The organism is Pseudomonas sp. FW300-N1A1 (assembly GCF_058789115.1).
The window spans coordinates 43778-67305 of the sequence record NZ_JBYTBK010000008.1 but is presented as its reverse complement, the minus strand read 5'-3'; the positions used below and the strand labels follow the sequence as shown (position 1 = coordinate 67305).

The following is a 23528-nucleotide window of genomic DNA, read 5'->3' as shown; positions in this document are numbered from 1 at the left end:
CGCTCCTACAGGGCAAGACACGAGGCACAGCATGCAAATCAAACTCGCCAACCCCCGTGGCTTCTGCGCCGGTGTGGACCGGGCGATCGAAATCGTCAACCGCGCCCTGGAAGTCTTCGGGCCGCCGATCTATGTGCGCCACGAAGTGGTCCACAACAAATTCGTCGTGGAAGACCTGCGCGCCCGTGGGGCGATTTTCGTCGAAGAGCTGGATCAGGTGCCGGACGACGTCATCGTGATTTTCAGTGCCCACGGCGTCTCCCAGGCCGTTCGCAGCGAAGCCGCAGGCCGTGGCCTGAAGGTGTTCGACGCAACGTGCCCATTGGTCACCAAGGTGCACATCGAAGTGGCGCGCTACAGCCGCGACGGCCGCGAATGCATCCTGATCGGCCATGCCGGACACCCGGAAGTGGAAGGCACCATGGGCCAGTACGACGCCGGCAATGGTGGTGCGATCTACCTGGTCGAAGACGAAAACGACGTGGCCGCCCTGCAGGTGCGCAACCCGGACAAGCTCGCCTTCGTCACCCAGACGACCTTGTCGATGGACGACACCAGCCGTGTGATCGATGCCTTGCGCACACGTTTCCCGGCCATTGGCGGTCCACGCAAAGACGATATCTGCTACGCCACGCAAAACCGCCAGGATGCGGTCAAACAACTGGCCGACGAATGCGATGTGGTACTGGTGGTGGGCAGTCCGAACAGTTCCAACTCCAACCGCCTGCGTGAACTGGCCGAACGCATGGCCACTCCGGCGTACCTGATCGATGGCGCCGAAGACATGCAGCGCAGCTGGTTTGATGGTGTCGAGCGTATTGGTATCACGGCCGGCGCTTCGGCACCGGAAGTCCTGGTGCGCGGCGTGATCGAGCAGTTGCATGCCTGGGGCGCTACCGGTGCCGATGAGCTGGCTGGTCGCGAGGAAAACATCACGTTCTCCATGCCCAAGGAACTACGGGTTCGCTCCCTGCTCTGACGCCGTATCACGCGCGCACAAGGCGTGCTCGGCCTTGTCGCTGCGCAAACTGACGCGACCGCTTCTGGACAGCACCACCTGATGGTGGCTGACCGGTTTGCCGGTCGCGCAGATGTGTAATGTCCCGATTTGAAACCCGCCATTGTGCAAGAGCGGCTCGCCCAGGCTGCTGAAGCGCACAAAATGCTTCACAGCTTGATTGCCGGTGATCGGCAGCGGCGTGCCGGTCTGGCGCTGCAGCAACAGCGGGTTGCTGTCGTCCTGATGGCCCAGGCCGCTGATGTCCAGAATCACCCGCCAACCTTGCCCCCAGTCATCGTTCAAACCATGAACGACCACCGCCTGATTACGCATCAGCGCCTCGGTGCGGGCGTTGCGCAGGCCACTGGCAAGCGACTGCGCGGCACTCTCCCGACGGATTGATTCGGTTAACTCACCGAATGCCGGGCTGACGAGTTGCAGAACGATCGTGGCGATTGCCAGTCCCATAAGCAGTTCGATCAGGCCGAAACCTTTCTGGCACATAAAGTCTCCTTCCCTGGAGTTCGTGTGGGTGGGCCGCGAGCGCGCCCGGACAAACGTTCGGGCGTCCGCTAGGTGTAGCCGCTGACAGCGAAGGGGAGCGATGAATCGTCGTACAAAAGGTTTCACGTTGATCGAGTTGCTGGTGACGTTCGCCGTTCTATTGAGCGTGATCACCCTGGCTGCCCCTGCGTTTACTCGCGTGGTGCAGAACACCCGGGCCGATACCGAGGTCGGCGCTTTGCAGCGCGCACTCAACTATGCCCGGTTGGAGGCGATCAACCGTTCACGCCCTACACGGGTTCAGCCAACTGTGGGCGGGAACGATTGGACCGCGGAGCTGGCGGTGTACGACAGCACAGGCATGCCGGCGAATGTATTGCGGGTTGTTCCTGCGATGAGCAGCGCAGCGACTCTGACACTAACCTCGGGAGTGGCCCGTATCGACTTCGACGACATGGGCGGGCTGTCGGGGATGGATGAAGCAGTGGTTATCCATTACGTATCGGGGCGCTCGAGCCGGACGCTGAGCGTGTGTTTGAACGGACGGATTGTCATGGGTGGAAGCTGCAGATGAGGGGGCTACGTGCACAGGGCGGCATGACGCTGATCGAAGTGTTGGTAGCGCTGGTGATACTGGCTGTCGGGCTGTTGGGGGCGGCAGCGATTCAGCTCAAGGCGCTCAAGTACACCGACAGCTCGTTGATGACCAGCCAGGCCAGTTTCATTGCCTACGACATGATGGACCGGATCCGCGCCAACTCAGGGGCCGACTACAGCATCACGCCACCGACGGCGGGCAACCGGGCGCTCGCCCGGGATCAGGACCTGCATGACTTCACCCGCAACATCACCGCCTTTGGCGGTCCGACCGCCACGGGCAGCATCAGCCTGAACCAGCGGGTGTATACCATCACCATCTCCTGGGACGACTCCCGTGCTGCCGGCACCCCGGACGGCCGCCGTAGTTTTGTGTTGAGCAGTCGCGCGACCACTGACCCGGTGGGCACGCCATGAAGGGGTCGTGCCGTGGATTCAGCCTGATCGAGTTGATGGTCGCTCTGGCGATCAGCCTGACGTTGGTGCTGGGGGTGGCACAGGTCTTCATCTCGGCAAAAAACACCTACCTCAGCCAGAGCGCTTCCGCCGGGATGCAGGAAGATGCGCGCTATGTCCTGAGCAAGATGATTCAGGAAATCCGCATGGTTGGTATGTTCGGCTGCCTGGAGACCATCGTTGATGCCAGTACCGCCGGCGACTTCGCGGCCAACCGCGCTACGCCCATCCGCTGGGATAACGCCGCGCGCCAACTGACCCTGGTGACGTCGGATGTCGGCGGCCAGGGCAGCGTGCCCACCTGGACCGTGGTGTCAGACTGCCGGACCAGTGCGACGGCCTACACCCAACGGCACGCCCCGGCCGCCGGGCAGTTGGCATTACCGATTCGACGCTTGGATTACCGCTGGCGAGATGGCGAGATTCTGCTGACCACGAGCACCAGAACGGCGGCACTGGTGAGCAATGTCAGTGCCTTTGATATCAGCTTTGGTATTGCCGACAGTGCCACTGACATTGCGGTTTCCCGTTACAGCCAAAACCCCGTCGAGCCAGCGCTGATCCGCAGTGTGCGGATCAGCCTGACCCTGACGGACCCTCAGCATCGCGTGCGCGATCAAACGTTCAATGTGGTTGCCGCCTTGCGCAACCGACTGATGTAGAGGCTATGTCGATGCTGACTGCGCCCCTTGCGGCAAACGCCCAGCGTGGCATGGCGCTGCTCATGAGCCTGGTGTTTCTGTTGTTGCTGACCATGATCGGCCTGGCGTCGATGCAGAGCGCCACGTTCCAGGAAAAGATGGTCGCTGGCGTGACCTTGCGCAACCAGTCATTCCAGGGGGCGGAAGCGGCATTGCGCATCGGCGAAAGTACGGTGCAGCGCAGCAACTACCACTTGGCGGAGTGCGCGAACCACATCCGGTGCGCACCGCCCGCCGAGTCCTCGACCGTCACCACCGCCGGGTTCAATTCGACCTCGGGCGTCACCTGGATCGCCGCTGGCAGCGGCTTTTACGGGGTGCAGAACCTCGGTGTCAGTAAGGGTGCGGTGAATGTCCCGCTCAATACCCCAGCCACCCTGTACCGGGTCACCGCCATCGGTTTGGCCGGCCATTCGCGTAGCGTGGTAGAGAGTATCTATGCCAAATATTGAACCTGGGCGTGGCTGGCGTCGCGGATGGCTGGGGCTTGGCCTGGCCGCTTTCGCATGCACTTTATCCGCGTCGGATTTACCTTCGCTCTGGCAGTGCAAGGTGGTGCGGGGTATGCCCGCGGGCTACGAGAATGCCCAGTTCCAGGTCTGGCGGGTGAATGGCTGGGTCATGTTCAACCTTGCCGGTGTGGCCTCATCGACGCCTTGTTGGCGTTTTGACAGCGGCAAACCGGGCGAATCCGATGCGTTCAGCGGTAAGATGCTCGACACCAACGGCGATGGTCAGGTCGACAGCGTCGACACGCCCTCCGAAGGGGTGGTCTTCATTGGTGAAATCCCGGCACTCGACGGCGAGGACGGCGAGAGCGTGAACGATTCCAGCGACGGTATGACCTCCCAAGTTGAACAGGCAGGTGGCAGCCGTCGAATCATGTGGCGACAAATACAGTAAGTGAGAGTTGAGGCAATGCGTAGATTCAACCAAGGTTTTACCCTGATCGAAATCATGATTGTGATCGCGATCATCGGGCTTGTGCTGACCATATCCGCTCCGCTGCTGACCGAGTACGTGAAGAAAACCCACCGCACCGAGATTGCCGGATTGCTGTCCGAGCAGGCACAGACGCTTGAGCGGTTCTATTCGAAAAACTCGGTGTACACCAACGCTCCGGGGCTGAGCGCGGGCAACGAGTTCTACAGCATTACCGCGACCCTGACTGACCAGACCTTCCTGTTGACCGCCGTGCGTAAAGCCGAGGCCAGCATGGCCACCGACAAGTGTGGCGATTTCACGCTGACCAACACGGGCGTGATGGGCATGAGCAACGCGGCAGACGGGTTGACCAGCAAAGATTGCTGGGGGCGCTGAGTACCTTCTTCGGGCGCACGCTGCGCCTTCTGTCTTCTTAATGGTTGGATCAGATGATGGCCAAGCAACAGCAAGTGGTGGTTGTCGGCGGCGGGGTGATTGGCCTGCTGACGGCGTTTAATCTGGCGCCCCATGTAGAGCGCGTTGTCCTGCTGGATCGCTCGGACCTTGGCCGGGAATCGTCCTGGGCCGGCGGCGGTATTGTTTCGCCGCTGTACCCGTGGCGCTACAGCCCGGCCGTCACGGCGTTGGCCCACTGGTCCCAGGACTTTTATCCACAACTGGCCGAGCAACTGTTCGCCAGTACCGGCGTCGATCCTGAAGTTCATACCACGGGTCTGTACTGGCTGGACCTGGAAGACGAGGCCGAAGCGCTGGCCTGGGCAAAACGGGAAAGTCGTCCACTGAGCCCTGTGGATATCTCGGCCACCCGCGATGCCGTACCGGTGTTGGGCACAGGTTTTTCCCGGGCGATTTACATGGCGGATGTGGCCAACGTCCGTAATCCGCGCTTGGTGAAATCCCTCAAGGCGGCACTGTTGGCGTTGCCCAACGTGACCGTTCACGAGCAGTGCGAGGTCAGCGGGTTCATTCGTGAGGGCGCTAAAGTCGTTGGTGTCGAGAGTGCGCTGGGCCCGATCCATGGCGATCAGGTGGTGCTGACCGCGGGCGCCTGGAGCGGCGACCTGCTCAAGACCCTTGGCCTGGAGCTGCCGGTCGAGCCGGTCAAGGGGCAAATGATTCTCTACAAGTGCGCGTCGGACTTCCTGTCGAGCATGGTTCTGGCCAAGGGCCGCTACGCCATTCCTCGTCGCGACGGACATATTCTGGTCGGCAGCACCCTGGAGCACGAGGGGTACGACAAGACCCCGACGCAGGACGCACTGGAAAGCCTGAAGGCCTCGGCGATCGAGCTGATTCCGGCGTTGGCGCAGGCCGAAGTGGTCGGTCATTGGGCCGGGTTGCGGCCAGGCTCTCCAGAGGGGATACCCTATATCGGTGCAGTGCCGGGGTTTGACGGGCTGTGGCTCAACTGCGGGCATTATCGCAATGGTCTGGTGCTCGCACCGGCCTCCTGCCAGTTGTTCGCCGATGTGCTATTGGGACGCGAACCGGTTATCGACCCAGCGCCTTATGCGCCGGCCGGTCGCCTCTAGAAACCGAGTGGGAGCAAGCTCCCTCGCCACGCGCTGCTTCAATCAAGGCCGAGCTTTTTGAGCCGGTAACGCAGCGAGCGAAACGACAAGCTCAGCCGTTGGGCCGCCGCCGTGCGGTTCCAGCGGGTTTCCTCCAGGGTGTGCAGGATCACCTGGCGCTCGATGCTTTCCAGGTAGTGGGGGAGGTTGTCGACGCTCGTCGGGTCCGGCATGGCGCTTTCGCGCCTGCCATTGCCTTCTGCCAGGCGCAGGTCGTCCGCGCCGATCTGTCTGTTTTCGCAGAGTGTATGCGCGCGCTCCAGCATGTTTTCCAGTTCGCGGACATTGCCCGGAAAACGGTAGCGCTTGAGTGCTTCAAGTGCTTGTGGCTGCAAGTGAGCGACCGGCAGGCTGCTCTGCGACGCTAGGCGCTCGAGCACGTGAGTGGCCAATAGCTCGATATCATCACGGCGTTCCCGAAGCGCTGGAACGCGCAACTCAATCACGTTCAGTCGATAGTACAAGTCCTGTCGGAAGCGCCCGGCGGCCACCTCCGCGTCCAGATCCTTGTGCGTGGCGCAGAGTACCCGCACATCAATCGGTATTTCCTGCTGCCCGCCGATGCTGCGCACGGCCTTTTCCTGAATGGCTCGCAGCAGCTTGACCTGCATGGCCAGCGGCAGGTCGGCGACTTCATCGAGAAACAGCGTGCCTGCGTTCGCCACCTGGAACAGTCCGGGCTTGTCCTCGATGGCGCCGCTGAAGCTGCCTTTGCGATGGCCGAAGAACTCGCTTTCCATCAGCTCCGCGGGAATGGCCCCGCAATTGATGGCTACAAACGACTGGCCGGCGCGTGAGCCTTGATCGTGAATCAGTCGGGCGACCAGCTCCTTGCCGCTGCCGGATTCGCCGCTGATGTACACCGGGGCCTGGCTGTGAGCCAGTTTGTCGACCTGTTTGCGCAAGCTGCGCATGGGCAGCGAGTCTCCGAGCAAGCGCCGCTCTAGGGGGCGAGCGATGCCGGCCGGCTGGCGTACTGCGCTGACCACAAGTGCTCGCAGCCGTACAAGGTCCACGGGCTTGGTCAGAAAGTCGAAAGCCCCGGCTTTCAGGGCGTTGATGGCGGTTTCCAGGCTACCGTTGGCGCTGATCATCGCCACTGGCAGCTGTGGATGGCGTTGTTGGATGTGCTGCACCAGTTCCAGGCCCGTACCGTCGGGCAGCGGCATCTCGGTCAGGCACAGGTCGAATCGATGGAGGCTGAGCAGGCTTCGGGCTTCTCTGACATTGCGGGCGGTCGAGGTGTCGAGTTTCATTCGACCCAGGGCAATTTCGAGGAATTGGCGAATGTCCGGTTCGTCATCAACGATCAGGACTCTTGGCGCTGGGGGCATCTTCAACGTTGTGTCCATCCATGGGCTAACGTTTGCCGGCGACGGGAAGGCCGCGAGGGGGTTTCTATCGCCCGATTCATTCGATGACTGTGACCGCGAGTAATCTGTCTCAGACGCCGATTCGATTCCTTCAGTTCCTCAGCCTGTTCACTCTCTGTGCCGGGCGGTCGATACGAGCAGGTCGATTGTGATGTTCAAAGAAGTTTCTGCCGTCGGTCGGGACAGGCGGCAGGGGCGAGCGATCGCGCGGGTTCAGCGATCACGGGGACCGGGGCCTTGCTCAAGATGAGCCTGGCTGCAATACCACTGCTGGTGCAGGCTCAGCGCGCGATCGCGAGGCAAGTGCACGCCGCAATGGGCACAGCGGACCATGGGCGGTGCGTTTTGCTCGCTCGGCGGCTGGGTGGTATTGGTGGGGCGCTTGAGCTTGCGCCAGAGCCATACTGCAGCAGCAATCAATGCAATCCAGAACAGTAAACGAAGCATGGTGAACCGCTATTCGACGAATGTTTTGCCAGTTTAGCCAAGGACTCATCCAGCGCACAGCGCTATAAAACCCGGAAATAAAAAAGGGAGACTCGAAAGTCTCCCTCTGGTGCCTCGGGCGGGTATCAGTCGAATACGCCGAAGGTCATGTAGCTGAACCACGAGCGGTCGTCGTTGTTGCCTTCCGCTTCGTGCTGCTCTTCTTCGGCGGCATCGCCGTCTTGAGGCTTGAGCTCGGGCGGAATGGCGTCCTTGGCGTTTTGATACTGGCGCATGATGTCCTGGTTGGCGCGGGTTTCACCCGGCGGCAGCGGCGGACGGGATTCGATCAGGCCCAGGGTGACCTTGCTGGCCCACGAACGGTTGTCGGCTTCGGCAACCCGGGGTACGAACTGACCGTCCACCAGGCTTGGGTGGTTCGGGTAGTTCAGTTTCAGGGTTTCGAGGCTGGTGTTGGCCAGTTCGTCCAGGTGCAGGCGCTGGTAGGACTCGACCATCACGGCCAGGCCGTCACCGACCGCAGGGGTTTCCTGGAAGTTCTCCACCACATAGCGGCCACGGTTGGCGGCGGCGACATAGGCCTGGCGGGTCAGGTAGTAGTCGGCTACGTGGATTTCGTAGGCCGCCAGCAGGTTACGCAGATAAATCATGCGTTGCTTGGCGTCCGGCGCGTAGCGGCTGTTCGGGTAACGGCTGGTGAGCTGGGCGAACTCGTTGTACGAGTCACGTGCGGCGCCCGGGTCACGCTTGGTCATGTCCAGCGGCAGGAAGCGCGCGAGCAGGCCGACATCCTGGTCAAACGAAGTCAGGCCCTTGAGGTAGTAGGCATAATCGACGTTCGGGTGCTGCGGGTGCAGACGGATGAAACGCTCGGCGGCAGACTTGGCAGCCTCGGGCTCGGCGTTCTTGTAGTTGGCATAAATCAGTTCAAGCTGGGCCTGATCCGCATAGCGACCGAACGGATAGCGCGACTCCAGAGCCTTGAGCTTGGCCGTGGCGCTGGTGTAGCTGTTGTTGTCCAGATCGGTCTGAGCCTGCTGGTACAGCTCGACTTCGCTGAGGTTTTCGTCTACGACTTCCTTCGACGAGCAAGCAGCGGTCAATGCGAGGATGGCGATCAGCAGCAGGTGTTTCACTTGCATGGCGGCTTGCGTCCCTATGACGGCCGCTGTCTTGGGCGGGGCCGTCCTGTTATGATGAGTGCCCCGTTGAATAGCCTCGGGGCAAAAGACGCCGTATTTAACCACAAGCGCGCAGCCGAAACCAAAGGCTGTGCCGACGCCTAGTCTGAGCATGTCCGATAAAATTGAACTCCGCGCAGAGGTGCCGTCCGAATTGGGCGGCCAACGCCTCGACCAAGTCGCCGCACAACTATTCGCTGAGCACTCGCGCTCGCGCCTTTCCGCCTGGATCAAAGACGGCCGCCTGACTGTGGATGGAGCGGTTATCCGCCCGCGAGACATCGTCCACGGCGGTGCCATCCTCGAGTTGACTGCCGAGCAGGAAGCTCAGGGCGAATGGGTCGCTCAAGACATCGCCCTGGACATCGTCTATGAAGATGACGACATCCTGGTGATCAACAAGCCTGCCGGGCTGGTGGTGCATCCTGCCGCCGGTCACGCCGATGGCACGTTGCTCAACGCCTTGCTGCACCACGTGCCGGACATCATCAATGTGCCGCGCGCCGGTATCGTGCACCGTCTGGACAAGGACACCACCGGCTTGATGGTGGTGGCCAAGACCATTCAGGCGCAGACGCAACTGGTTACACAGTTGCAGAGCCGCAGCGTCAGCCGGATCTACGAGTGCATCGTGATCGGCGTGGTCACCGCGGGCGGCAAGATCAACGCGCCCATCGGTCGTCACGGCCAGCAACGCCAGCGCATGGCGGTGATGGAAGGCGGCAAGCAGGCGGTGAGTCATTACCGCGTGCTCGAACGCTTCCGCTCCCACACTCACGTGCGGGTCAAGCTGGAAACCGGTCGTACGCACCAGATTCGCGTGCACATGGCCCACATCAACTTCCCGTTGGTTGGAGACCCTGCCTACGGCGGTCGTTTCCGTATTCCGCCGGCAGCCAATCCAACCATGGTCGAGTCGCTGAAAAACTTCCCGCGTCAGGCGCTGCATGCGCGTTTCCTGGAACTGGATCACCCGACCACGGGCAAGCGCATGAGCTGGGAATCGCCATTGCCGGAAGATTTCGTCTGGTTGCTGACGCTGCTCAAGCAGGACCGTGAGGCGTTCATCGGATGATGGACTGGCTGATTCCTGACTGGCCCGCGCCGGCCGGGGTCAAAGCCTGTGTCACCACCCGTGCGGGCGGCGTCAGCCTGGCGCCGTTCGATAGCCTCAACCTGGGCGATCACGTCGACGACAGCCCCGTGGCGGTGGCCGAGAATCGCCGTCGCCTGACCGAGCACTTCGCCATTCAACCGGCCTGGTTGCAGCAGGTTCACGGGATTGTCGTGGCGCACGCCGACCCGGCGGTGGTCGCCACGGCGGACGCCAGCTGGACGGCCACGCCCGGGATCGCCTGTACGGCGATGACGGCGGACTGCCTGCCGGTGTTGTTCTGCGACCGTGCCGGTACTCGCGTTGCCGCGGCTCATGCCGGTTGGCGCGGGCTGGCGGCGGGTGTGCTGGAAGCCACCCTCGACAGCCTGGCAGTGGAGCCGACACAGGTCCTGGTTTGGCTCGGCCCGGCCATTGGCCCGAAAGCCTTTGAGGTCGGCCCGGAAGTTCGCGACGTTTTCATTGCGCAACTGCCGCAAGCGAGCGGGGCTTTTGTGCCCAGCCACAATGCGGGCAAATTCATGGCTGACATTTACCGGCTGGCGCGCCTGCGTCTGGCGGCTTGCGGTGTCACGGCCGTCTACGGTGGCGGTTTGTGTACCGTGACCGATCCTCGCTTCTTCTCTTACCGCCGCGCGCCTCGCACGGGTCGGTTTGCCTCCCTGATCTGGCTGGAACGCTAGGGGGCGTTCTCAATTAGTTTCCACGCCGCGCGGGGGCTGCTGTTGTGCAGGGCAAGGCGCGAGAAGCGTGGTTTGGTCATTCCAAATAAGCTTCGAGCAACGCAGCCCTGCACAACAGCAGGCCCGGCCCTTCGGGTTGTGCCTTAAAGCGGGCCACGCTGCGTTGCAGGCCTTGGAAAGGGCGTACCATTCCCAGCGCTGCGCCTTGTCTGGCCCGCTTTAAGGCACAACGCGGCGGGGTAAGTAATTGAGAGCGCCCCCTAGTCTTCTGACCTGTATCAACTGTACGACGCTTGAATCCCCCAGAATCGACCGCATCTAGTGAGGTATCTGGCAGGTTTCTCTATTTAGGTGTGTCCATCGCTCCGGCCTGCTCAAAGGAAGGTGACCAATGCGTATAGACCGTTTAACCAGCAAATTACAGTTAGCGTTATCCGATGCCCAATCCCTGGCCGTAGGCCTCGACCATCCGGGCATCGAGCCTGCGCACCTGATGCAAGCGCTGCTTGAACAGCAAGGTGGCTCAATCAAGCCGTTGCTGATGCAAGTGGGCTTCGACGTCAACAGCCTGCGCAAAGCGTTGAGCAAAGAGCTCGACCAGCTGCCAAAAATCCAGAACCCCACCGGCGACGTGAACATGTCGCAGGACCTGGCGCGCCTGCTCAACCAGGCCGATCGCCTGGCCCAGCAGAAGGGTGATCAGTTCATCTCCAGTGAACTGGTGCTGCTCGCGGCCATGGATGAGAACAGCAAGCTCGGCAAGTTGCTGCTTGGCCAGGGTGTCAGCAAGAAAGCCCTGGAGAATGCGATCAATAACCTGCGCGGCGGCGAGGCGGTGAATGACCCTAACGCCGAGGAATCGCGCCAGGCACTGGACAAATACACGGTCGACCTGACCAAGCGCGCCGAAGACGGCAAGCTCGATCCGGTGATTGGCCGTGACGACGAGATTCGCCGGACCATTCAGGTCCTGCAGCGCCGTACCAAGAACAACCCGGTGCTGATCGGTGAGCCTGGCGTGGGTAAAACCGCGATTGCCGAAGGCCTGGCCCAGCGCATCATTAATGGTGAGGTGCCGGACGGCCTCAAAGGCAAGCGTCTGCTCTCGCTGGATATGGGCGCGCTGATTGCCGGTGCCAAGTACCGTGGCGAGTTCGAGGAGCGGCTCAAAGGCTTGCTCAATGAACTGTCGAAGCAGGAAGGGCAGATCATTCTGTTCATCGACGAGCTGCACACCATGGTCGGCGCCGGCAAGGGCGAAGGCTCGATGGACGCCGGCAACATGCTCAAGCCGGCCCTGGCCCGGGGTGAGCTGCATTGCGTGGGTGCGACCACGCTCAACGAGTACCGCCAATATATAGAGAAGGACGCGGCCCTCGAGCGGCGCTTCCAGAAAGTACTGGTGGATGAGCCGAGCGAAGAAGACACCATTGCGATCCTGCGTGGCCTGAAAGAGCGCTACGAGGTTCACCACAAGGTGGCGATCACCGACGGTGCGATCATCGCGGCGGCCAAGTTGAGCCATCGCTACATTACCGATCGCCAGTTGCCGGACAAAGCCATCGACCTGATCGATGAAGCGGCCAGCCGTATTCGGATGGAGATCGACTCCAAGCCGGAAGTGCTGGATCGCCTGGAGCGTCGGCTGATTCAGCTCAAGGTCGAATCCCAGGCCTTGAAGAAAGAAGACGACGAGGCGGCGATCAAGCGCCTGGAGAAATTGCAGGAAGAGATTGTTCGACTGGAGCGTGAGTATTCCGACCTGGAAGAAATCTGGACCTCGGAAAAAGCCGAAGTGCAGGGCTCCGCGCAGATCCAGCAAAAAATCGAACAGTCCCGCCAGGAACTGGAAGCGGCTCGTCGCAAGGGCGATTTGAACCGCATGGCCGAGTTGCAGTACGGGGTGATCCCGGATCTGGAGCGCAGCCTGCAAATGGTCGACCAGCATGGCAAGAGCGAAAACCAGTTGCTGCGCAGCAAGGTGACTGAAGAAGAGATCGCCGAGGTCGTGTCGAAATGGACCGGCATCCCGGTGTCGAAGATGCTCGAAGGCGAGCGCGACAAACTGCTGAAGATGGAAAGCCTGTTGCACCAGCGTGTGATTGGCCAGAACGAGGCGGTCGTGGCAGTGGCCAACGCCGTGCGGCGTTCCCGCGCCGGGTTGTCCGACCCGAATCGCCCAAGCGGCTCGTTCATGTTCCTGGGCCCTACCGGTGTGGGCAAGACCGAACTGTGCAAGGCCCTGGCCGAGTTCCTCTTCGATACCGAAGAGGCGATGGTACGGATCGACATGTCCGAGTTCATGGAGAAACACTCGGTGGCCCGCTTGATCGGCGCACCACCAGGCTATGTGGGCTATGAAGAGGGCGGTTACCTGACCGAGGCGGTGCGTCGCAAGCCTTACTCGGTGATCCTCCTGGACGAGGTCGAGAAGGCTCACCCGGACGTGTTCAACGTGTTGCTGCAAGTGCTGGAAGACGGTCGCCTGACGGACAGCCATGGGCGCACCGTGGACTTCCGCAATACGGTGATCGTCATGACTTCCAACCTGGGATCGGTACAGATCCAGGAACTGGTGGGTGATCGTGAAGCACAGCGTGCGGCGGTGATGGATGCGGTATCGACGCACTTCCGTCCGGAGTTCATCAACCGGATCGATGAAGTGGTGATCTTCGAGCCTCTGGCCCGTGATCAGATTGCCGGCATCACCGAGATCCAGTTGGGCCGCCTGCGCAGCCGTCTGGCCGAGCGCGAGCTGAGCCTGGCGCTGAGCAGTGAGGCGCTGGATAAGTTGATTGCGGTGGGTTACGACCCGGTTTATGGCGCTCGGCCGCTCAAACGAGCGATCCAGCGCTGGATCGAGAACCCATTGGCACAGCTGATCCTGTCCGGCAGTTTCCTGCCAGGCAGCAGCGTGACGGCCACTGTTGCGAACGACGAGATCGTTTTCAACTGACCGGTTGCCCAGCGTTAATGGAGGAGGCCCCGCAATGCGGGGCCTTTTTTATAGACGCGAGCACGCTCGCGATGGTCTCAAGAGCAACGCGTTGAGTCAGAAAGTACGCGTTATCGTTAACGCCCATCGCGAGCGCTCGAGCGTCGACCGGCTGCTCCTACAAGGGTTGACCTTCGTTTAGCGCACTTTTTTTTCTTAGGGTGTTGAACTGTAAGGAAAAGGCTTGTAAAGTGCGCCCCGCAGTAAGTCGCTCCAAGGGTTTCTTCTCCCCAAGAAGAAATCTGAAATAAGTTGCAAATCAGTGTCTTGAAAGCAATTTAGGGGGTTGACAGAGGTGTTTAAGGTTGTAGAATAGCGCGCCTCAGACACACGAACGCAGCGATGCGAACGGGTCGAAGAGAGTGCTTTAAAGCGTCAAATGTTGTAATTGAAATATGTAGTTCCGTGATAGCTCAGTCGGTAGAGCAAATGACTGTTAATCATTGGGTCCCAGGTTCGAGTCCTGGTCACGGAGCCAATTTCAAACCGGGGTATAGCGCAGTCCGGTAGCGCGCCTGCTTTGGGAGCAGGATGTCAGGAGTTCGAATCCCCTTACCCCGACCATTTTTGGGTCGTTAGCTCAGTTGGTAGAGCAGTTGGCTTTTAACCAATTGGTCGTAGGTTCGAATCCCACACGACCCACCATTTTTGAAACCAGTTAACGCTGGAATCGAATCTTAAGATCAGAGGCCAAAAGCACTGATCGAAGAAGGCGCCTTTTAAAAGGTGCCTTTTTTTTACCGGGGTATAGCGCAGTCCGGTAGCGCGCCTGCTTTGGGAGCAGGATGTCAGGAGTTCGAATCCCCTTACCCCGACCATATTAAAAATCCTCGTATCGAAAGATACGGGGATTTTTTTTGTCCATAGGAAACTCAAGAGCGCCGCAAAGCCAATGTGGGAGCGGGCTTGCTCGCGAAGGCAGTGTGTCAGTCGACATAAATGTTGAATTACACGGCCTCTTCGCGAGCAAGCCCGCTCCCACACGGGTTTGTTTTAGTGCAGCTTCAGCCGCGGCTCGGTCCCGCGTCCGATCTTGCTGCCCAGCATCAGCATTGCCGTGCGGAACGGTCCGTACAGCGCCATCTGGTGCATGCGGTACAGCGACACGTAGAACATCCGCGCCAGCCAGCCCTCGAGCATCACGCTGCCGGTAAGGTTGCCCATCAAGTTACCCACAGCCGAAAAACGCGACAACGAGATCAGCGAACCGTAATCGGTGTATTTGTAGCTCGGCAGGGGCTTGCCCTCGATCCGCAGTTTCAGCGATTTGGCCAGCAGCGAGGCTTGCTGGTGGGCGGCCTGGGCCCGTGGCGGCACATTGCGATCGGTGCCGGGTTGCGGACAGGCGGCACAGTCACCGAAGGCGAAAATATTCTCGTCACGGGTGGTTTGCAGGGTCGGCAACACCTGCAGTTGGTTGATGCGGTTGGTTTCCAGGCCATCGATGTCCTTGAGAAAGCCCGGTGCGCGTATGCCCGCCGCCCAGACTTTCAGGCTGGCATTGATTGTTTTGCCATCAGCTGTGATCAGGCTGTCAGTCGTCACTTCGCTGACCGCGGCATTGGTCATGACGTTCACCCCGAGTTTCTCCAGGGTCTTATGCACAGGCCCGCCGATGCGTTCCGGCAGGGCAGGCAGTACCCGTGGCCCGGCCTCGATCAGGGTGATGTGCATGTTTTCCGGCTTGATCCGGTCCAGGCCATAGGCCGCCAGTTCATGGGCTGCGTTGTGCAGTTCGGCGGCCAGTTCGACGCCGGTGGCACCTGCGCCGACGATGGCCACGCTGATTTGCTCGACCTGGTCTGTCTGCCCGGCGTGGGCGCGCAGGTAGTGGTTGAGCAACTGTTGGTGAAAACGTTCGGCCTGCTTGCGGGTGTCGAGGAACAGGCAGTGTTGCGCCGCGCCCAGGGTGCCGAAGTCGTTGGTGGTGCTGCCGACTGAAATCACCAGCGAGTCGTAGGCCACTTCACGGGCCGGAACCAGTTCCAGGCCGTGTTCGTCGTAGGTCGCGGCCAGCTGGATTTTTTTCTGTGCCCGATCGAGCCCGCTCATGCGCCCGAGTTGGAACTCGAAGTGGTTCCATTTGGCCTGGGCAACATAGTTGAGTTCGTCTTCGGAGGAGTTCAGGGAGCCGGCGGCCACTTCATGCAGCAGGGGTTTCCAGATGTGGGTCAGGTTCGCGTCGACCAGCATTACGCTGGCCGTGCCGCGTTTACCCAGAGTCTTACCCAGACGGGTAGCCAACTCCAGGCCGCCGGCGCCGCCGCCAACGATGACAATACGATGAGTCATGGGGATATCTCGCAAGGCTAAAAGAAATCGGTGCAATTACCCGAGCGAGCATGAGGGTCTGTTGACGTTTGATGACGACCGCGACGGATGCCCACGTGGTGCAGGGCAAGGCGCGAGGAACGTGATTTGGTTGTTCCAAATGAGTTCCGAGCAACGCTGCCCTGCGCCACGTGGGCGTCCGTCCCTTCGGGTTGCGCTCCAACGAGCGCGAGGCTGCGTTGCGGGATTTGCCAAGGGAACAACCATTGGCGGCATCCCGCGCCTTGCCTCGCACTCGTTGGAACGCAACGCGGTTCGTCATCAAACGTCAACAGACCCTCGGCAGCTCATAGCGTCAGGTAGCTGATAAAACGGCTCAACAGGCCCAGGCCAATGGTCACTGCCAGTACCACCACCAGGAGCATCCACGGCCGGAAAGGCCGGCGCTCGACTTGGTGCTGGGACAGTTGCAGGTACTCTTCGACATGCTGTTGGTCGTCGGGGTTCAGGCGGCTGGTCATATAAGGCCTCGTCAGGTAGACGTTGCTAAATGTATGGAAGCTACAGCGCGCAGCCAGGTTATACGCTGGTCGGCATTGAACGGAGCATAGCCGCTCGCGGGCAGGGGGCCGATGCACAGGGTGTCACCCAGGCGAATGTTGCCACTTTGTAACATCGCAGCGCTGATTGCGCCATGTCCGCTCCCTGAACGTGTCGGCAATCAGTCCTGCACAGGGCTCACAGACTGATCCCGACGTCGAAGACAATGCTGCGGCCCAGGTTGCCGCGCAGAAAGTCCGGGGCGTCGGGGTGGGCAAACAACACGCGGGCGAAGGTCGGACCGACCAGTGACAACGAGCGCCAGCCCTGGCGCAGGTATTCGGTAGGGGGCGGGAAGTGGCTGTTGAGGTCCAGTACTTCGCGCTTGAGGCTGGCGAAGGCGATGATGTCCAGCTCGCCCAAGTCCATGCCGCGTTCTTTGTAGTTGTGCGCTTTTTTGCGCAAGGTTGGCGCCAATCGCAACAAGAACTCGTTGGCCGGAATCCGCCTGGGCTTGGCTTCGCGGCGCACCAGTTGGCTCAGGGAGAAGGCGCTGCGCCGACGTTGCAGTTCGTCGCGCCACTCGTCATTGAGCCGTCGGCCTTCATCGAGCACGAAGAAGACTTCGAAATTGGCCTCGCGAAACAGCACGTCTGGCGGCTCGCCCGCCGGGCTGAACTCGTCGGCGCGGTAGGGGATGTTCAAGCCTTGTAGCAGGCGTTGGCAGACCCAACGCTCACGCTCCCATTTGCGGGCATTGGAAAGGAAGGCGTTGGCTTGCTCGGCCGCGATGGTCAGCAGGCGTAAGTAGTCTGAATCATCCATAGGCCAAGCTTAGCGCCCAAATGCAATCGCAAAGAAGACATTTGTCGTATCCGTTCGCGGGCGTCCAGGCCTGCACAAAACGGATAACGATCTGCGCTGAGCGGATATTGCCGCGCTCCTGACATCCCTACCCTCGGTTCTACGCACGTTTACCGCGTTACCGACGCTCTTAAAAAAACAACAACAAGAGACAGATGCCATGCGCAAGATCGACGTACATGAGGTTATCGACAACGCTCGTTTCAACCGCTTTCACTGGATGGTGCTGTTCTGGTGTGCCCTGATCATCATCTTCGACGGCTACGATCTGGTGATCTACGGCGTGGTGCTGCCGATGCTGATGAAAGAGTGGGGGCTCAGCCCTCTGCAGGCCGGTGCGCTGGGCAGTTATGCCCTGTTCGGGATGATGTTCGGGGCGCTGTTTTTCGGTCCGCTGTCGGACAAGATCGGCCGTAAGAAAGCCATCACCCTGTGCGTGATCCTGTTCAGCGGTTTTACCGTGCTCAACGGTTTTGCCCGCAACCCCACCGAGTTCGGTCTCTGCCGGTTCATTGCCGGGTTGGGCATTGGCGGGGTGATGCCCAATGTGGTGGCGCTGATGAACGAGTACGCGCCGAAAAAAATCCGCAGCACCCTGGTGGCGATCATGTTCAGCGGCTACTCGGTGGGCGGCATGCTCTCGGCCGGGCTGGGCATCGTGCTGATCCCCAGCTTTGGCTGGCAATCGGTATTTTACGTGGCACTGCTGCCGCTGCTGCTGTTGCCGCTGATCATGTATTTCCTGCCCGAGTCGGTGGGTTTCATGCTGCGTCAGGGACGCCATGCAGAAGCACGCAAGGTGCTGGAGCGAATCGACCCTGCTTACGTCGCGCAGACCGACGATCAACTGCACATGAGTGAAGTGAAGGGCACCGGCACACCGGTGTTGCAGCTGTTCCGCGAAGGGCGGGCACTGCGCACGCTGATGCTGTGGTTGGCATTTTTCTGCTGCCTGCTGATGGTCTACGCCCTGAGCTCCTGGCTGCCGAAACTGATGGCCAACGCCGGTTACAGCCTTGGCTCGAGCTTGTCGTTCCTGCTGGTGCTGAACTTCGGCGCCATCTTCGGTGCGGTGGGTGGGGGGGTACTGGGTGACAGGCTCAACCTGCCACGGGTGTTGGCGGTGTTTTTCGCCATGGCGGCGGTGTCGATCACCTTGCTCGGCTTCAACAGCCCGATGCCGGTGTTGTACCTGGTGATCGCCATTGCCGGTGCCACCACCATCGGTTCGCAAATTTTGCTGTATGCCTGCGCCGCGCAGTTCTACTCCATGACCATTCGCTCCACTGGCCTGGGCTGGGCCTCGGGCATTGGCCGTAACGGTGCCATCGTCGGCCCGCTGTTGGGCGGTGCCTTGCTGGGGATCAGCCTGCCGTTGCAACTGAATTTCATGGCGTTCGCGTTGCCTGGGGCCGTGGCGGCCATCGCCATGACGGTGTTCGCCATCAGCAGTCAGCGTAGCGCCAAAGGGCTTGCCCAGGCGATGACAGCGACCAGCGCCTGACCCGGGCTGTCCGTTGATGTTCCCCAAACAAGAGCGACCGGGCCAGTGCCACGGATTGCCTGATGAGTCTTGCGGCGAGGTGCCATGAACGCGTTATTCCACGACTTTTCCCTGTCTGCCGCGGTCGCCGGATTTATCGCCACGGTGATTTCCTATGCCGGTCCCCTGGTGATTATTTTTCAGGTGGCCGAGGCGGCACACCTCTCGCGGGAAGTGCTGTCGTCCTGGATCTGGGCGATTTCCATTGGCAGCGCGCTGCTGGGCATCGGCTTGAGCCTGCGTTACCGCGTGCCGGTGATCATCGCGTGGTCGGCACCGGGCTCGGCGTTGCTGGTGGCGTTGCTGCCGGGCATTTCCATGCCCGAAGCGGTGGGCGCCTACCTGGTCAGTAGCCTGATCATTTTTCTGGTCGGGGTGTCGGGTGCCTTTGACCGGATCATCGGCAAACTGCCTGCCGCGATTGCGGCGGCAATGCTGGCGGGGATTCTGTTCAGCTTCGGCACCGGGTTGTTTGTGTCCTTGCAGGGCAAGCCGTTATTGGTGCTGGCGATGTTTGCCACGTACCTGGTGTGCAAGCGTGTCATGCCGCGCTACGCGGTGTTGATGGTGCTGCTGGTCGGTTGCTCGATCGCCTTTGTGTCAGGGGAGTTGCAGCGTGATGCACTGGTGATCGGTCTGGCGACGCCGGTCTGGATCTCCCCCGAGTTCAGCCTCAGTGCAACGCTCAACATTGCCTTGCCGCTGGTGATGGTGGCCCTGACCGGGCAGTTCGTCCCGGGCATGGCGGTGCTGCGTGCCAGCGGCTACACCACGCCGGCCAGCCCGATCATCGCCGGCAGCGCGCTGGGGACCGCGTTGTTGGCACCGTTCGGCTGCCATGGGCTGAACCTGGCGGCCATTACCGCCGCGATCTGCACCGGGCGCGAGGCCCACGAAAATCCACACAAACGTTATGTGGCCGGGGTCGTGGGCGGGTTGTGTTACCTGGTGCTGGGGGTCTTCGGCGCGACCCTGGTATCGCTGTTCTCGGCCTTTCCCAAGGAACTGATCGCGGCCCTCGCCGGGCTCGCGCTGTTTGCCGCCATTGCCGGTGCCCTGGGCGGCGCGATGGCCGTGCCGAATGACCGCGAAGCAGCGCTGGTGACCTTTCTCACTACCGCCTCGGGCATGTCGTTGTTCGGCTTGTCCGCCGCGTTCTGGGGGCTGATTTTCGGCATGGTCACGCACCTGTTGTTGAGCGTGCGGCGTCCTGCTGCTGCCCAGGCGGCGGATTCCCGGGAGGTCGCGCGCTGACACCCGTCAGCGTTCGTTCGCTCGGCTTCAACCTGCTTCAGCGTCCCCGCAGCCAGTGCATTGCGGGTGGCGCCCTTCAACCTGTCGATCCATAACAATAAGAGAACAACGATGAAACAGAATCTCCCAACAACCGGTTCCGTGTTGTCCCTGGCGCTCGCCTCGGGTTTTTCCTCTGGTGCACAGGCTGCCGAGAGTGGCTTCATCGAAGACACCAGCGCCACCTTGCAGGCGCGCAATTATTACTTCAGCCGGGACTTCTCCGACATCGTCGGGGCTAACCCGCAATCGAAGGCCGAGGAATGGGCGCAGGGCTTCATCCTCAACGTCAAGTCCGGGTATACCCAGGGCACCGTCGGGTTTGGTATGGATGTCATCGGCCTGCTGGGCCTCAAGCTCGACAGCAGCCCGGACCGGGTCAATACCGGCTTGCTGCCGGTGCAGGATGACGGGCGTGCCGCCGATGACTACAGCCGCCTGGCCGGCGCGTTGAAAGTGCGTTACTCCAGGACCGAGTTGAAGGTTGGAGAGTTGCAGCCGAACTTGCCGATACTGGTCTTCAGCGATATTCGCTTGCTGCCGCCCAGCTACCAGGGCGCAAGTATCAGTTCCAGCGAGATCAATGGCCTGACCGTGCAGGGTGGCCACCTGCGGTCGACCAGCCTGCGTAACGAGGCCGGCGACGAGAAGATGCAGGCCATGCTCGGCCACGTACCACAGCGCCAGGTCAGCAGCGACGGCTTCAACTTTGCCGGTGCCGATTACGCCTTCAATGAAAAGCGCAGTTCGCTCAGTGCCTGGTACGGGCAACTGGAAGACATCTACAACCAGCGCTTCCTCGGCCTCAAACACAGTGAGCCGATGAGCGACTGGGTCCTGGGCGCGAACCTGGGCTATTTCGATTCGCGGGAAGACGGCCAGCAGTTGTTGGGCAACATCGATAACCAGGCGTTCTTTTCCCTGCTGTCGGCCAAGCGCGGCGGTCACACCTTTTATGTCGGCTACCAGGGCATGTTCGGCGACAGCGCCTTCCCCCGAGTGTTTGCCAATATCTCACCGCTGGGTAACGAGGTGCCGACCTATGAGTTCGCCTACACCGATGAGCGCTCCTGGCAGGCCCGATACGACTACGACTTTGCCGCCCTCGGCGTGCCGGGGTTGACCAGCACCGTGCGATACATCAGCGGCAACAACGTCGATACCGGCAAGGGGTATGAGGGCAAGGACCGCGAGCGGGACCTGGATGTCGGCTATGTGCTGCAGAGTGGTAGCCTAAAAGGCCTGGGGATACGTGTACGCAATGCCATGGCGCGTTCCAACTACCGCAGCGACATCGATGAAAACCGTCTGATCTTCAGTTACACCTGGACACTGCGCTGAGCCGGTGACTACAGGCCACTGGTGCAGTTGCCCATGACCTGATACGTCACGCGGTGAATCTGGCCTTGATGATCGACATAGACCATGGTGGCTGGTTCAACGTTGCAGGCCGTAGCGGTGGGCGTGATCGACACCACCCTGGCGATGTCCAGCGGCTGCGCCGGAGGGTAGGGCGTGGCGGCGGACTCAGTGCCGGCGGCCATGGCAGAGGTGGCGATAATCGTCAGCAACAGGCTGATCAGGGTTTTCATCGTTGGGTACTCCGTGTTGATTCCGATGCCTGAAGTCTAAGCTTCGCCCGTCATCGAAAAAGGGCTGGATGCCTGATGCAGCCTTACATGAAACGTAACAGTCACGGCCCCCTGGAGGCTTATGGATTTGCTCAATAACTTGCGGGTGTTTGTTCGTGTCGTGGATTGCGGCAGCTTTACCGCCGCCGCCGATGCGCTCGACCTTTCTACCGCGCAAGTGTCCCGTCTGGTCGCGGACCTGGAACAGCATGTGCAGGCGCGCTTGCTGCAACGCACCACCCGGCGGTTGAGCCTGACGGAGGCCGGCGAGCGCTTCTTGCTGCGCAGCCGGCAAATACTCGAAGAGATGGAGGAGGCCACGGCAGAGGCCCGTGGCGCTCACCTGAAACCCAGTGGCCGACTGCGGGTGCACAGCATGAATGGCCTGGGCGTGTTGATCACGCCGTTGATCGCTCGATACTGTGAGCTGTATCCGGACGTGGTGTTCGAACTGACCCTGTCACAACGCAATCCCGACCCCCTGGAGGAAGGCTTTGACGTGGTGATCTCGATTGCCCTTGAGCTGGCCGATTCGCAATCGGTCGCCCAGCCCCTCGGGCAGATCTACAGCGTGCCCTGTGCCGCCCCGGCGTACCTGCAACGCCAGGGTGTGCCGCAGCATCCACTGGCGCTGAACGATCACTGTTGCCTGCGCATGCTCGATCCCCTGTACAGCGATCAATGGCTGTTTCATGACGCGTCCGGCGAGCATGCCGTCAGCCCGGCCAGGACGTTCCAGTGCAACGTGGCCGAGTCGATGGTCAAGGCCTCCGAGTCGGGCATGGGCATCAGCCTGATTCCGTTTTATGCGGCGACGCGGCCGTTGAGCGACGGCACCTTGTTACGCCTGCTCCCGACCTATCGTCCCCGTGAACGCAATGTGTACGCGCTGTACCCGTCGCGGCGCTTTCTCGATGCCAAGGTCCGCACCTGGGTCGACTTCCTCAAGGTCGAGTTACCGAAGGTGTTCGCCGAGCACGACGCGGTGATCAATGACCCGCGGCACTGGGCCTGAGGTCGAAGGCAGCGCAAAGGGCGGTGTAGACTGACGGCCTGTTCCCGTTCCAAGGAGTCTGACGTGAAGGTCTGCACAGTGGGGTTGCCAGGTGCTGGGCGCGAGAGTGTCCAGCCATGATCGGTGCCGAGTTGCTGTCTCCTGAAAGCCTCACGGTGGGCTGGTTGATCTACGTGCCCGTGCTGGTCTGGGCCGCGTTGCGGGCGCCCTGGGTCGAACTGTTCAGTGACAGTCGCCGCCAGCATTTGCTGTTCGGCACGGTGTTTGCGCTGTTCATGCTGTGGCTGGTGCGACGGGACTTCGAGACGGGCGTGTCCTATCACTTTATTGGCATGACCGCCGTGACCCTGCTACTCGATTGGCCGCTGGCGATAGTCGGTGGCCTGGTCGCCCAGTTGGGGCTGGTGTTGCTGGGACGGCAGGATCTCGCGGCGCTCGGGGTCAATGGTGCCTTGCTGATTCTACTGCCGGTGCTGGTCACCGAAGGCTGCGCGATCCTGGTGGAGCGTGCCCAGCCGCGTAACCCCTTTGTGTACATCTTTTGCTCGGGTTTTTTTGCCGCCGCGCTCTCGGCCTTACTCTGCTTGTTGGCGGCCCTGGGGCTGTTGTGGTTCGACGGGCGCTTTGCGATGCCGGAGTGGCTGGAGGATTTTGTCGGCTACCTGTGGCTGATCATCTTCCCCGAGGCCTTTATCAACGGCATGGTCGTCAGCGCACTGGTGGTGTTCTGCCCCGAATGGCTGGAGACGTTCAACCGTACGCGTTACTTGTCGGCGCCATGGAAGGACGACGACAAGCCTTGAT

At 61.0% G+C, this 23528-nt stretch carries 24 protein-coding genes and 4 tRNA genes; 20 read left to right on the top strand and 8 right to left on the bottom strand.

The genetic code is table 11. The annotated features are described in order from the left end of the window. The first annotated feature begins 31 nt into the window (after positions 1-31). Complete coding sequence (ispH, locus tag AC3WQN_RS08365) at positions 32-979, top strand: 4-hydroxy-3-methylbut-2-enyl diphosphate reductase (protein WP_103402106.1); 948 nt, start codon at positions 32-34, stop codon at positions 977-979. On the opposite strand, the gene AC3WQN_RS08360 is transcribed toward ispH, so the two are convergent. Continuing rightward, the gene (locus AC3WQN_RS08360) at positions 956-1504 is read right to left on the bottom strand and encodes a GspH/FimT family pseudopilin (protein ID WP_103402105.1); all 549 of its coding nucleotides are present in this window, start codon (positions 1502-1504) and stop codon (positions 956-958) included. The two genes, ispH and AC3WQN_RS08360, sit on opposite strands and share 24 nt — an antisense overlap. Before the next feature lie 100 nt (positions 1505-1604). Here AC3WQN_RS08360 and AC3WQN_RS08355 point away from each other — a divergent pair, with 100 nt between their 5' ends. The 7 genes from AC3WQN_RS08355 (at position 1605) to thiO (ending at position 5735) form a co-directional block, all read left to right on the top strand. Next, positions 1605-2078: a GspH/FimT family pseudopilin gene (locus AC3WQN_RS08355; RefSeq protein ID WP_103402104.1), complete on the top strand. Its 474-nt coding sequence runs from the start codon at positions 1605-1607 to the stop codon at positions 2076-2078. Then, entirely contained in the window at positions 2075-2518 is a 444-nt protein-coding gene (gene pilV / locus AC3WQN_RS08350) for a type IV pilus modification protein PilV (RefSeq protein WP_103402103.1), read from the top strand. Before AC3WQN_RS08355 ends, pilV begins: the two co-directional genes overlap by 4 nt. Further along, positions 2515-3219, top strand: coding sequence for a PilW family protein (locus tag AC3WQN_RS08345; protein ID WP_103402102.1), 705 nt, complete (start codon positions 2515-2517; stop codon positions 3217-3219). Before pilV ends, AC3WQN_RS08345 begins: the two co-directional genes overlap by 4 nt. Positions 3220-3230: 11 nt before the next feature. Continuing rightward, positions 3231-3710 (top strand): pilus assembly PilX family protein, encoded by a 480-nt coding sequence (locus tag AC3WQN_RS08340; protein WP_103402111.1) that lies wholly within the window; start codon positions 3231-3233, stop codon positions 3708-3710. A gap of 112 nt (positions 3711-3822) precedes the next feature. Next, positions 3823-4161, top strand: coding sequence for a hypothetical protein (locus AC3WQN_RS08335; protein ID WP_103402101.1), 339 nt, complete (start codon positions 3823-3825; stop codon positions 4159-4161). A 15-nt stretch (positions 4162-4176) separates the two neighbouring features. Continuing rightward, positions 4177-4578 carry a type IV pilin protein gene (locus AC3WQN_RS08330; RefSeq protein WP_103402100.1) on the top strand — a complete coding sequence of 134 codons (402 nt, stop codon included), beginning with the start codon at positions 4177-4179 and terminating at the stop codon, positions 4576-4578. Positions 4579-4634: 56 nt separating this feature from the next. Then, positions 4635-5735 carry a glycine oxidase ThiO gene (gene thiO, locus AC3WQN_RS08325; RefSeq protein ID WP_103402099.1) on the top strand — a complete coding sequence of 367 codons (1101 nt, stop codon included), beginning with the start codon at positions 4635-4637 and terminating at the stop codon, positions 5733-5735. Positions 5736-5773: 38 nt separating this feature from the next. Here the strand turns inward: thiO and AC3WQN_RS08320 are convergent, their stop codons facing one another. The 3 genes from AC3WQN_RS08320 to AC3WQN_RS08310 all read right to left on the bottom strand — a co-directional run bounded on the left by AC3WQN_RS08320 (position 5774) and on the right by AC3WQN_RS08310 (position 8736). Next, the gene (locus tag AC3WQN_RS08320) at positions 5774-7108 is read right to left on the bottom strand and encodes a sigma-54-dependent transcriptional regulator (protein WP_103402098.1); all 1335 of its coding nucleotides are present in this window, start codon (positions 7106-7108) and stop codon (positions 5774-5776) included. A gap of 252 nt (positions 7109-7360) precedes the next feature. Further along, on the bottom strand, positions 7361-7594 hold the full coding sequence (locus AC3WQN_RS08315) for a PP0621 family protein (protein ID WP_103402097.1): 234 nt from the start codon (positions 7592-7594) through the stop codon (positions 7361-7363). Between the two features lie 125 nt (positions 7595-7719). Further along, on the bottom strand, positions 7720-8736 hold the full coding sequence (locus tag AC3WQN_RS08310) for an outer membrane protein assembly factor BamD (protein WP_103402096.1): 1017 nt from the start codon (positions 8734-8736) through the stop codon (positions 7720-7722). Positions 8737-8887: 151 nt separating this feature from the next. Here AC3WQN_RS08310 and rluD point away from each other — a divergent pair, with 151 nt between their 5' ends. The 7 genes from rluD (at position 8888) to AC3WQN_RS08275 (ending at position 14385) form a co-directional block, all read left to right on the top strand. Further along, positions 8888-9850, top strand: a complete 963-nt coding sequence (rluD, locus tag AC3WQN_RS08305) for a 23S rRNA pseudouridine(1911/1915/1917) synthase RluD (protein WP_093230124.1) — start codon at positions 8888-8890, stop codon at positions 9848-9850. After that, a complete protein-coding gene (gene pgeF / locus AC3WQN_RS08300) occupies positions 9847-10572 on the top strand; it encodes a peptidoglycan editing factor PgeF (protein WP_103402095.1) in 726 nt (241 codons plus the stop codon). The genes rluD and pgeF overlap by 4 nt, the downstream gene beginning before the upstream one ends. Positions 10573-10963: 391 nt before the next feature. Further along, entirely contained in the window at positions 10964-13528 is a 2565-nt protein-coding gene (clpB, locus tag AC3WQN_RS08295) for an ATP-dependent chaperone ClpB (RefSeq protein ID WP_103402094.1), read from the top strand. A 441-nt stretch (positions 13529-13969) separates the two neighbouring features. Next, positions 13970-14045: transfer RNA gene (locus tag AC3WQN_RS08290), tRNA-Asn, on the top strand. A 9-nt stretch (positions 14046-14054) separates the two neighbouring features. Further along, positions 14055-14131 (top strand) — tRNA-Pro (locus AC3WQN_RS08285). Positions 14132-14136: 5 nt separating this feature from the next. Next, positions 14137-14212, top strand: a tRNA-Lys gene (locus AC3WQN_RS08280). Between the two features lie 96 nt (positions 14213-14308). Next, positions 14309-14385, top strand: a tRNA-Pro gene (locus AC3WQN_RS08275). 175 nt (positions 14386-14560) lie between these two features. Here the strand turns inward: AC3WQN_RS08275 and AC3WQN_RS08270 are convergent. The 3 genes from AC3WQN_RS08270 to AC3WQN_RS08260 all read right to left on the bottom strand — a co-directional run bounded on the left by AC3WQN_RS08270 (position 14561) and on the right by AC3WQN_RS08260 (position 17203). Next, on the bottom strand, positions 14561-15859 hold the full coding sequence (locus tag AC3WQN_RS08270) for an NAD(P)/FAD-dependent oxidoreductase (RefSeq protein ID WP_095080796.1): 1299 nt from the start codon (positions 15857-15859) through the stop codon (positions 14561-14563). A gap of 326 nt (positions 15860-16185) precedes the next feature. Further along, positions 16186-16359 carry a DUF3094 domain-containing protein gene (locus AC3WQN_RS08265; protein WP_103401023.1) on the bottom strand — a complete coding sequence of 58 codons (174 nt, stop codon included), beginning with the start codon at positions 16357-16359 and terminating at the stop codon, positions 16186-16188. Positions 16360-16576: 217 nt separating this feature from the next. Then, on the bottom strand, positions 16577-17203 hold the full coding sequence (locus AC3WQN_RS08260; protein ID WP_095080799.1) for a DUF1780 domain-containing protein: 627 nt from the start codon (positions 17201-17203) through the stop codon (positions 16577-16579). 199 nt (positions 17204-17402) lie between these two features. Here AC3WQN_RS08260 and AC3WQN_RS08255 point away from each other — a divergent pair, with 199 nt between their 5' ends. From AC3WQN_RS08255 to AC3WQN_RS08245, 3 genes are all read left to right on the top strand, one after another. After that, positions 17403-18746: an aromatic acid/H+ symport family MFS transporter gene (locus AC3WQN_RS08255; protein ID WP_103401022.1), complete on the top strand. Its 1344-nt coding sequence runs from the start codon at positions 17403-17405 to the stop codon at positions 18744-18746. Positions 18747-18830: 84 nt separating this feature from the next. Continuing rightward, complete coding sequence (locus AC3WQN_RS08250) at positions 18831-20039, top strand: benzoate/H(+) symporter BenE family transporter (RefSeq protein ID WP_103401021.1); 1209 nt, start codon at positions 18831-18833, stop codon at positions 20037-20039. Between the two features lie 111 nt (positions 20040-20150). Then, a complete protein-coding gene (locus AC3WQN_RS08245; protein WP_103401020.1) occupies positions 20151-21419 on the top strand; it encodes an OprD family porin in 1269 nt (422 codons plus the stop codon). An 8-nt stretch (positions 21420-21427) separates the two neighbouring features. Here AC3WQN_RS08245 and AC3WQN_RS08240 read toward each other — a convergent pair whose 3' ends face one another. Beyond that, positions 21428-21670: a DUF2790 domain-containing protein gene (locus tag AC3WQN_RS08240; RefSeq protein WP_103401019.1), complete on the bottom strand. Its 243-nt coding sequence runs from the start codon at positions 21668-21670 to the stop codon at positions 21428-21430. Between the two features lie 121 nt (positions 21671-21791). Here AC3WQN_RS08240 and AC3WQN_RS08235 point away from each other — a divergent pair, with 121 nt between their 5' ends. Together AC3WQN_RS08235 and AC3WQN_RS08230 are read left to right on the top strand one after the other, a co-directional pair. Beyond that, positions 21792-22724: a LysR family transcriptional regulator gene (locus tag AC3WQN_RS08235; RefSeq protein ID WP_103401018.1), complete on the top strand. Its 933-nt coding sequence runs from the start codon at positions 21792-21794 to the stop codon at positions 22722-22724. A 116-nt stretch (positions 22725-22840) separates the two neighbouring features. Next, positions 22841-23527, top strand: a complete 687-nt coding sequence (locus tag AC3WQN_RS08230) for an energy-coupling factor ABC transporter permease (RefSeq protein WP_095145499.1) — start codon at positions 22841-22843, stop codon at positions 23525-23527. The last annotated feature ends 1 nt before the right edge of the window (position 23528 follow it).

Bases quoted from the DNA above. Each gene is read 5' to 3' on its own strand.
- AC3WQN_RS08250 (WP_103401021.1), top strand. From the start codon at position 18,831: ATGAACGCGTTATTCCACGACTTTTCCCTGTCTGCCGCGGTCGCCGGA.
- clpB (WP_103402094.1), top strand. From the start codon at position 10,964: ATGCGTATAGACCGTTTAACCAGCAAATTACAGTTAGCGTTATCCGAT.
- AC3WQN_RS08355 (WP_103402104.1), top strand. From the start codon at position 1,605: ATGAATCGTCGTACAAAAGGTTTCACGTTGATCGAGTTGCTGGTGACG.
- AC3WQN_RS08230 (WP_095145499.1), top strand. From the start codon at position 22,841: ATGATCGGTGCCGAGTTGCTGTCTCCTGAAAGCCTCACGGTGGGCTGG.
- AC3WQN_RS08260 (WP_095080799.1), bottom strand. From the start codon at position 17,203: ATGGATGATTCAGACTACTTACGCCTGCTGACCATCGCGGCCGAGCAA.
- AC3WQN_RS08340 (WP_103402111.1), top strand. From the start codon at position 3,231: ATGCTGACTGCGCCCCTTGCGGCAAACGCCCAGCGTGGCATGGCGCTG.
- AC3WQN_RS08310 (WP_103402096.1), bottom strand. From the start codon at position 8,736: ATGCAAGTGAAACACCTGCTGCTGATCGCCATCCTCGCATTGACCGCT.
- pilV (WP_103402103.1), top strand. From the start codon at position 2,075: ATGAGGGGGCTACGTGCACAGGGCGGCATGACGCTGATCGAAGTGTTG.
- AC3WQN_RS08330 (WP_103402100.1), top strand. From the start codon at position 4,177: ATGCGTAGATTCAACCAAGGTTTTACCCTGATCGAAATCATGATTGTG.
- AC3WQN_RS08345 (WP_103402102.1), top strand. From the start codon at position 2,515: ATGAAGGGGTCGTGCCGTGGATTCAGCCTGATCGAGTTGATGGTCGCT.
- pgeF (WP_103402095.1), top strand. From the start codon at position 9,847: ATGATGGACTGGCTGATTCCTGACTGGCCCGCGCCGGCCGGGGTCAAA.
- ispH (WP_103402106.1), top strand. From the start codon at position 32: ATGCAAATCAAACTCGCCAACCCCCGTGGCTTCTGCGCCGGTGTGGAC.
- AC3WQN_RS08335 (WP_103402101.1), top strand. From the start codon at position 3,823: ATGCCCGCGGGCTACGAGAATGCCCAGTTCCAGGTCTGGCGGGTGAAT.
- AC3WQN_RS08245 (WP_103401020.1), top strand. From the start codon at position 20,151: ATGAAACAGAATCTCCCAACAACCGGTTCCGTGTTGTCCCTGGCGCTC.
- AC3WQN_RS08255 (WP_103401022.1), top strand. From the start codon at position 17,403: ATGCGCAAGATCGACGTACATGAGGTTATCGACAACGCTCGTTTCAAC.
- AC3WQN_RS08240 (WP_103401019.1), bottom strand. From the start codon at position 21,670: ATGAAAACCCTGATCAGCCTGTTGCTGACGATTATCGCCACCTCTGCC.
- AC3WQN_RS08320 (WP_103402098.1), bottom strand. From the start codon at position 7,108: ATGCCCCCAGCGCCAAGAGTCCTGATCGTTGATGACGAACCGGACATT.
- AC3WQN_RS08235 (WP_103401018.1), top strand. From the start codon at position 21,792: ATGGATTTGCTCAATAACTTGCGGGTGTTTGTTCGTGTCGTGGATTGC.
- AC3WQN_RS08270 (WP_095080796.1), bottom strand. From the start codon at position 15,859: ATGACTCATCGTATTGTCATCGTTGGCGGCGGCGCCGGCGGCCTGGAG.
- AC3WQN_RS08265 (WP_103401023.1), bottom strand. From the start codon at position 16,359: ATGACCAGCCGCCTGAACCCCGACGACCAACAGCATGTCGAAGAGTAC.
- AC3WQN_RS08360 (WP_103402105.1), bottom strand. From the start codon at position 1,504: ATGTGCCAGAAAGGTTTCGGCCTGATCGAACTGCTTATGGGACTGGCA.
- rluD (WP_093230124.1), top strand. From the start codon at position 8,888: ATGTCCGATAAAATTGAACTCCGCGCAGAGGTGCCGTCCGAATTGGGC.
- AC3WQN_RS08315 (WP_103402097.1), bottom strand. From the start codon at position 7,594: ATGCTTCGTTTACTGTTCTGGATTGCATTGATTGCTGCTGCAGTATGG.
- thiO (WP_103402099.1), top strand. From the start codon at position 4,635: ATGGCCAAGCAACAGCAAGTGGTGGTTGTCGGCGGCGGGGTGATTGGC.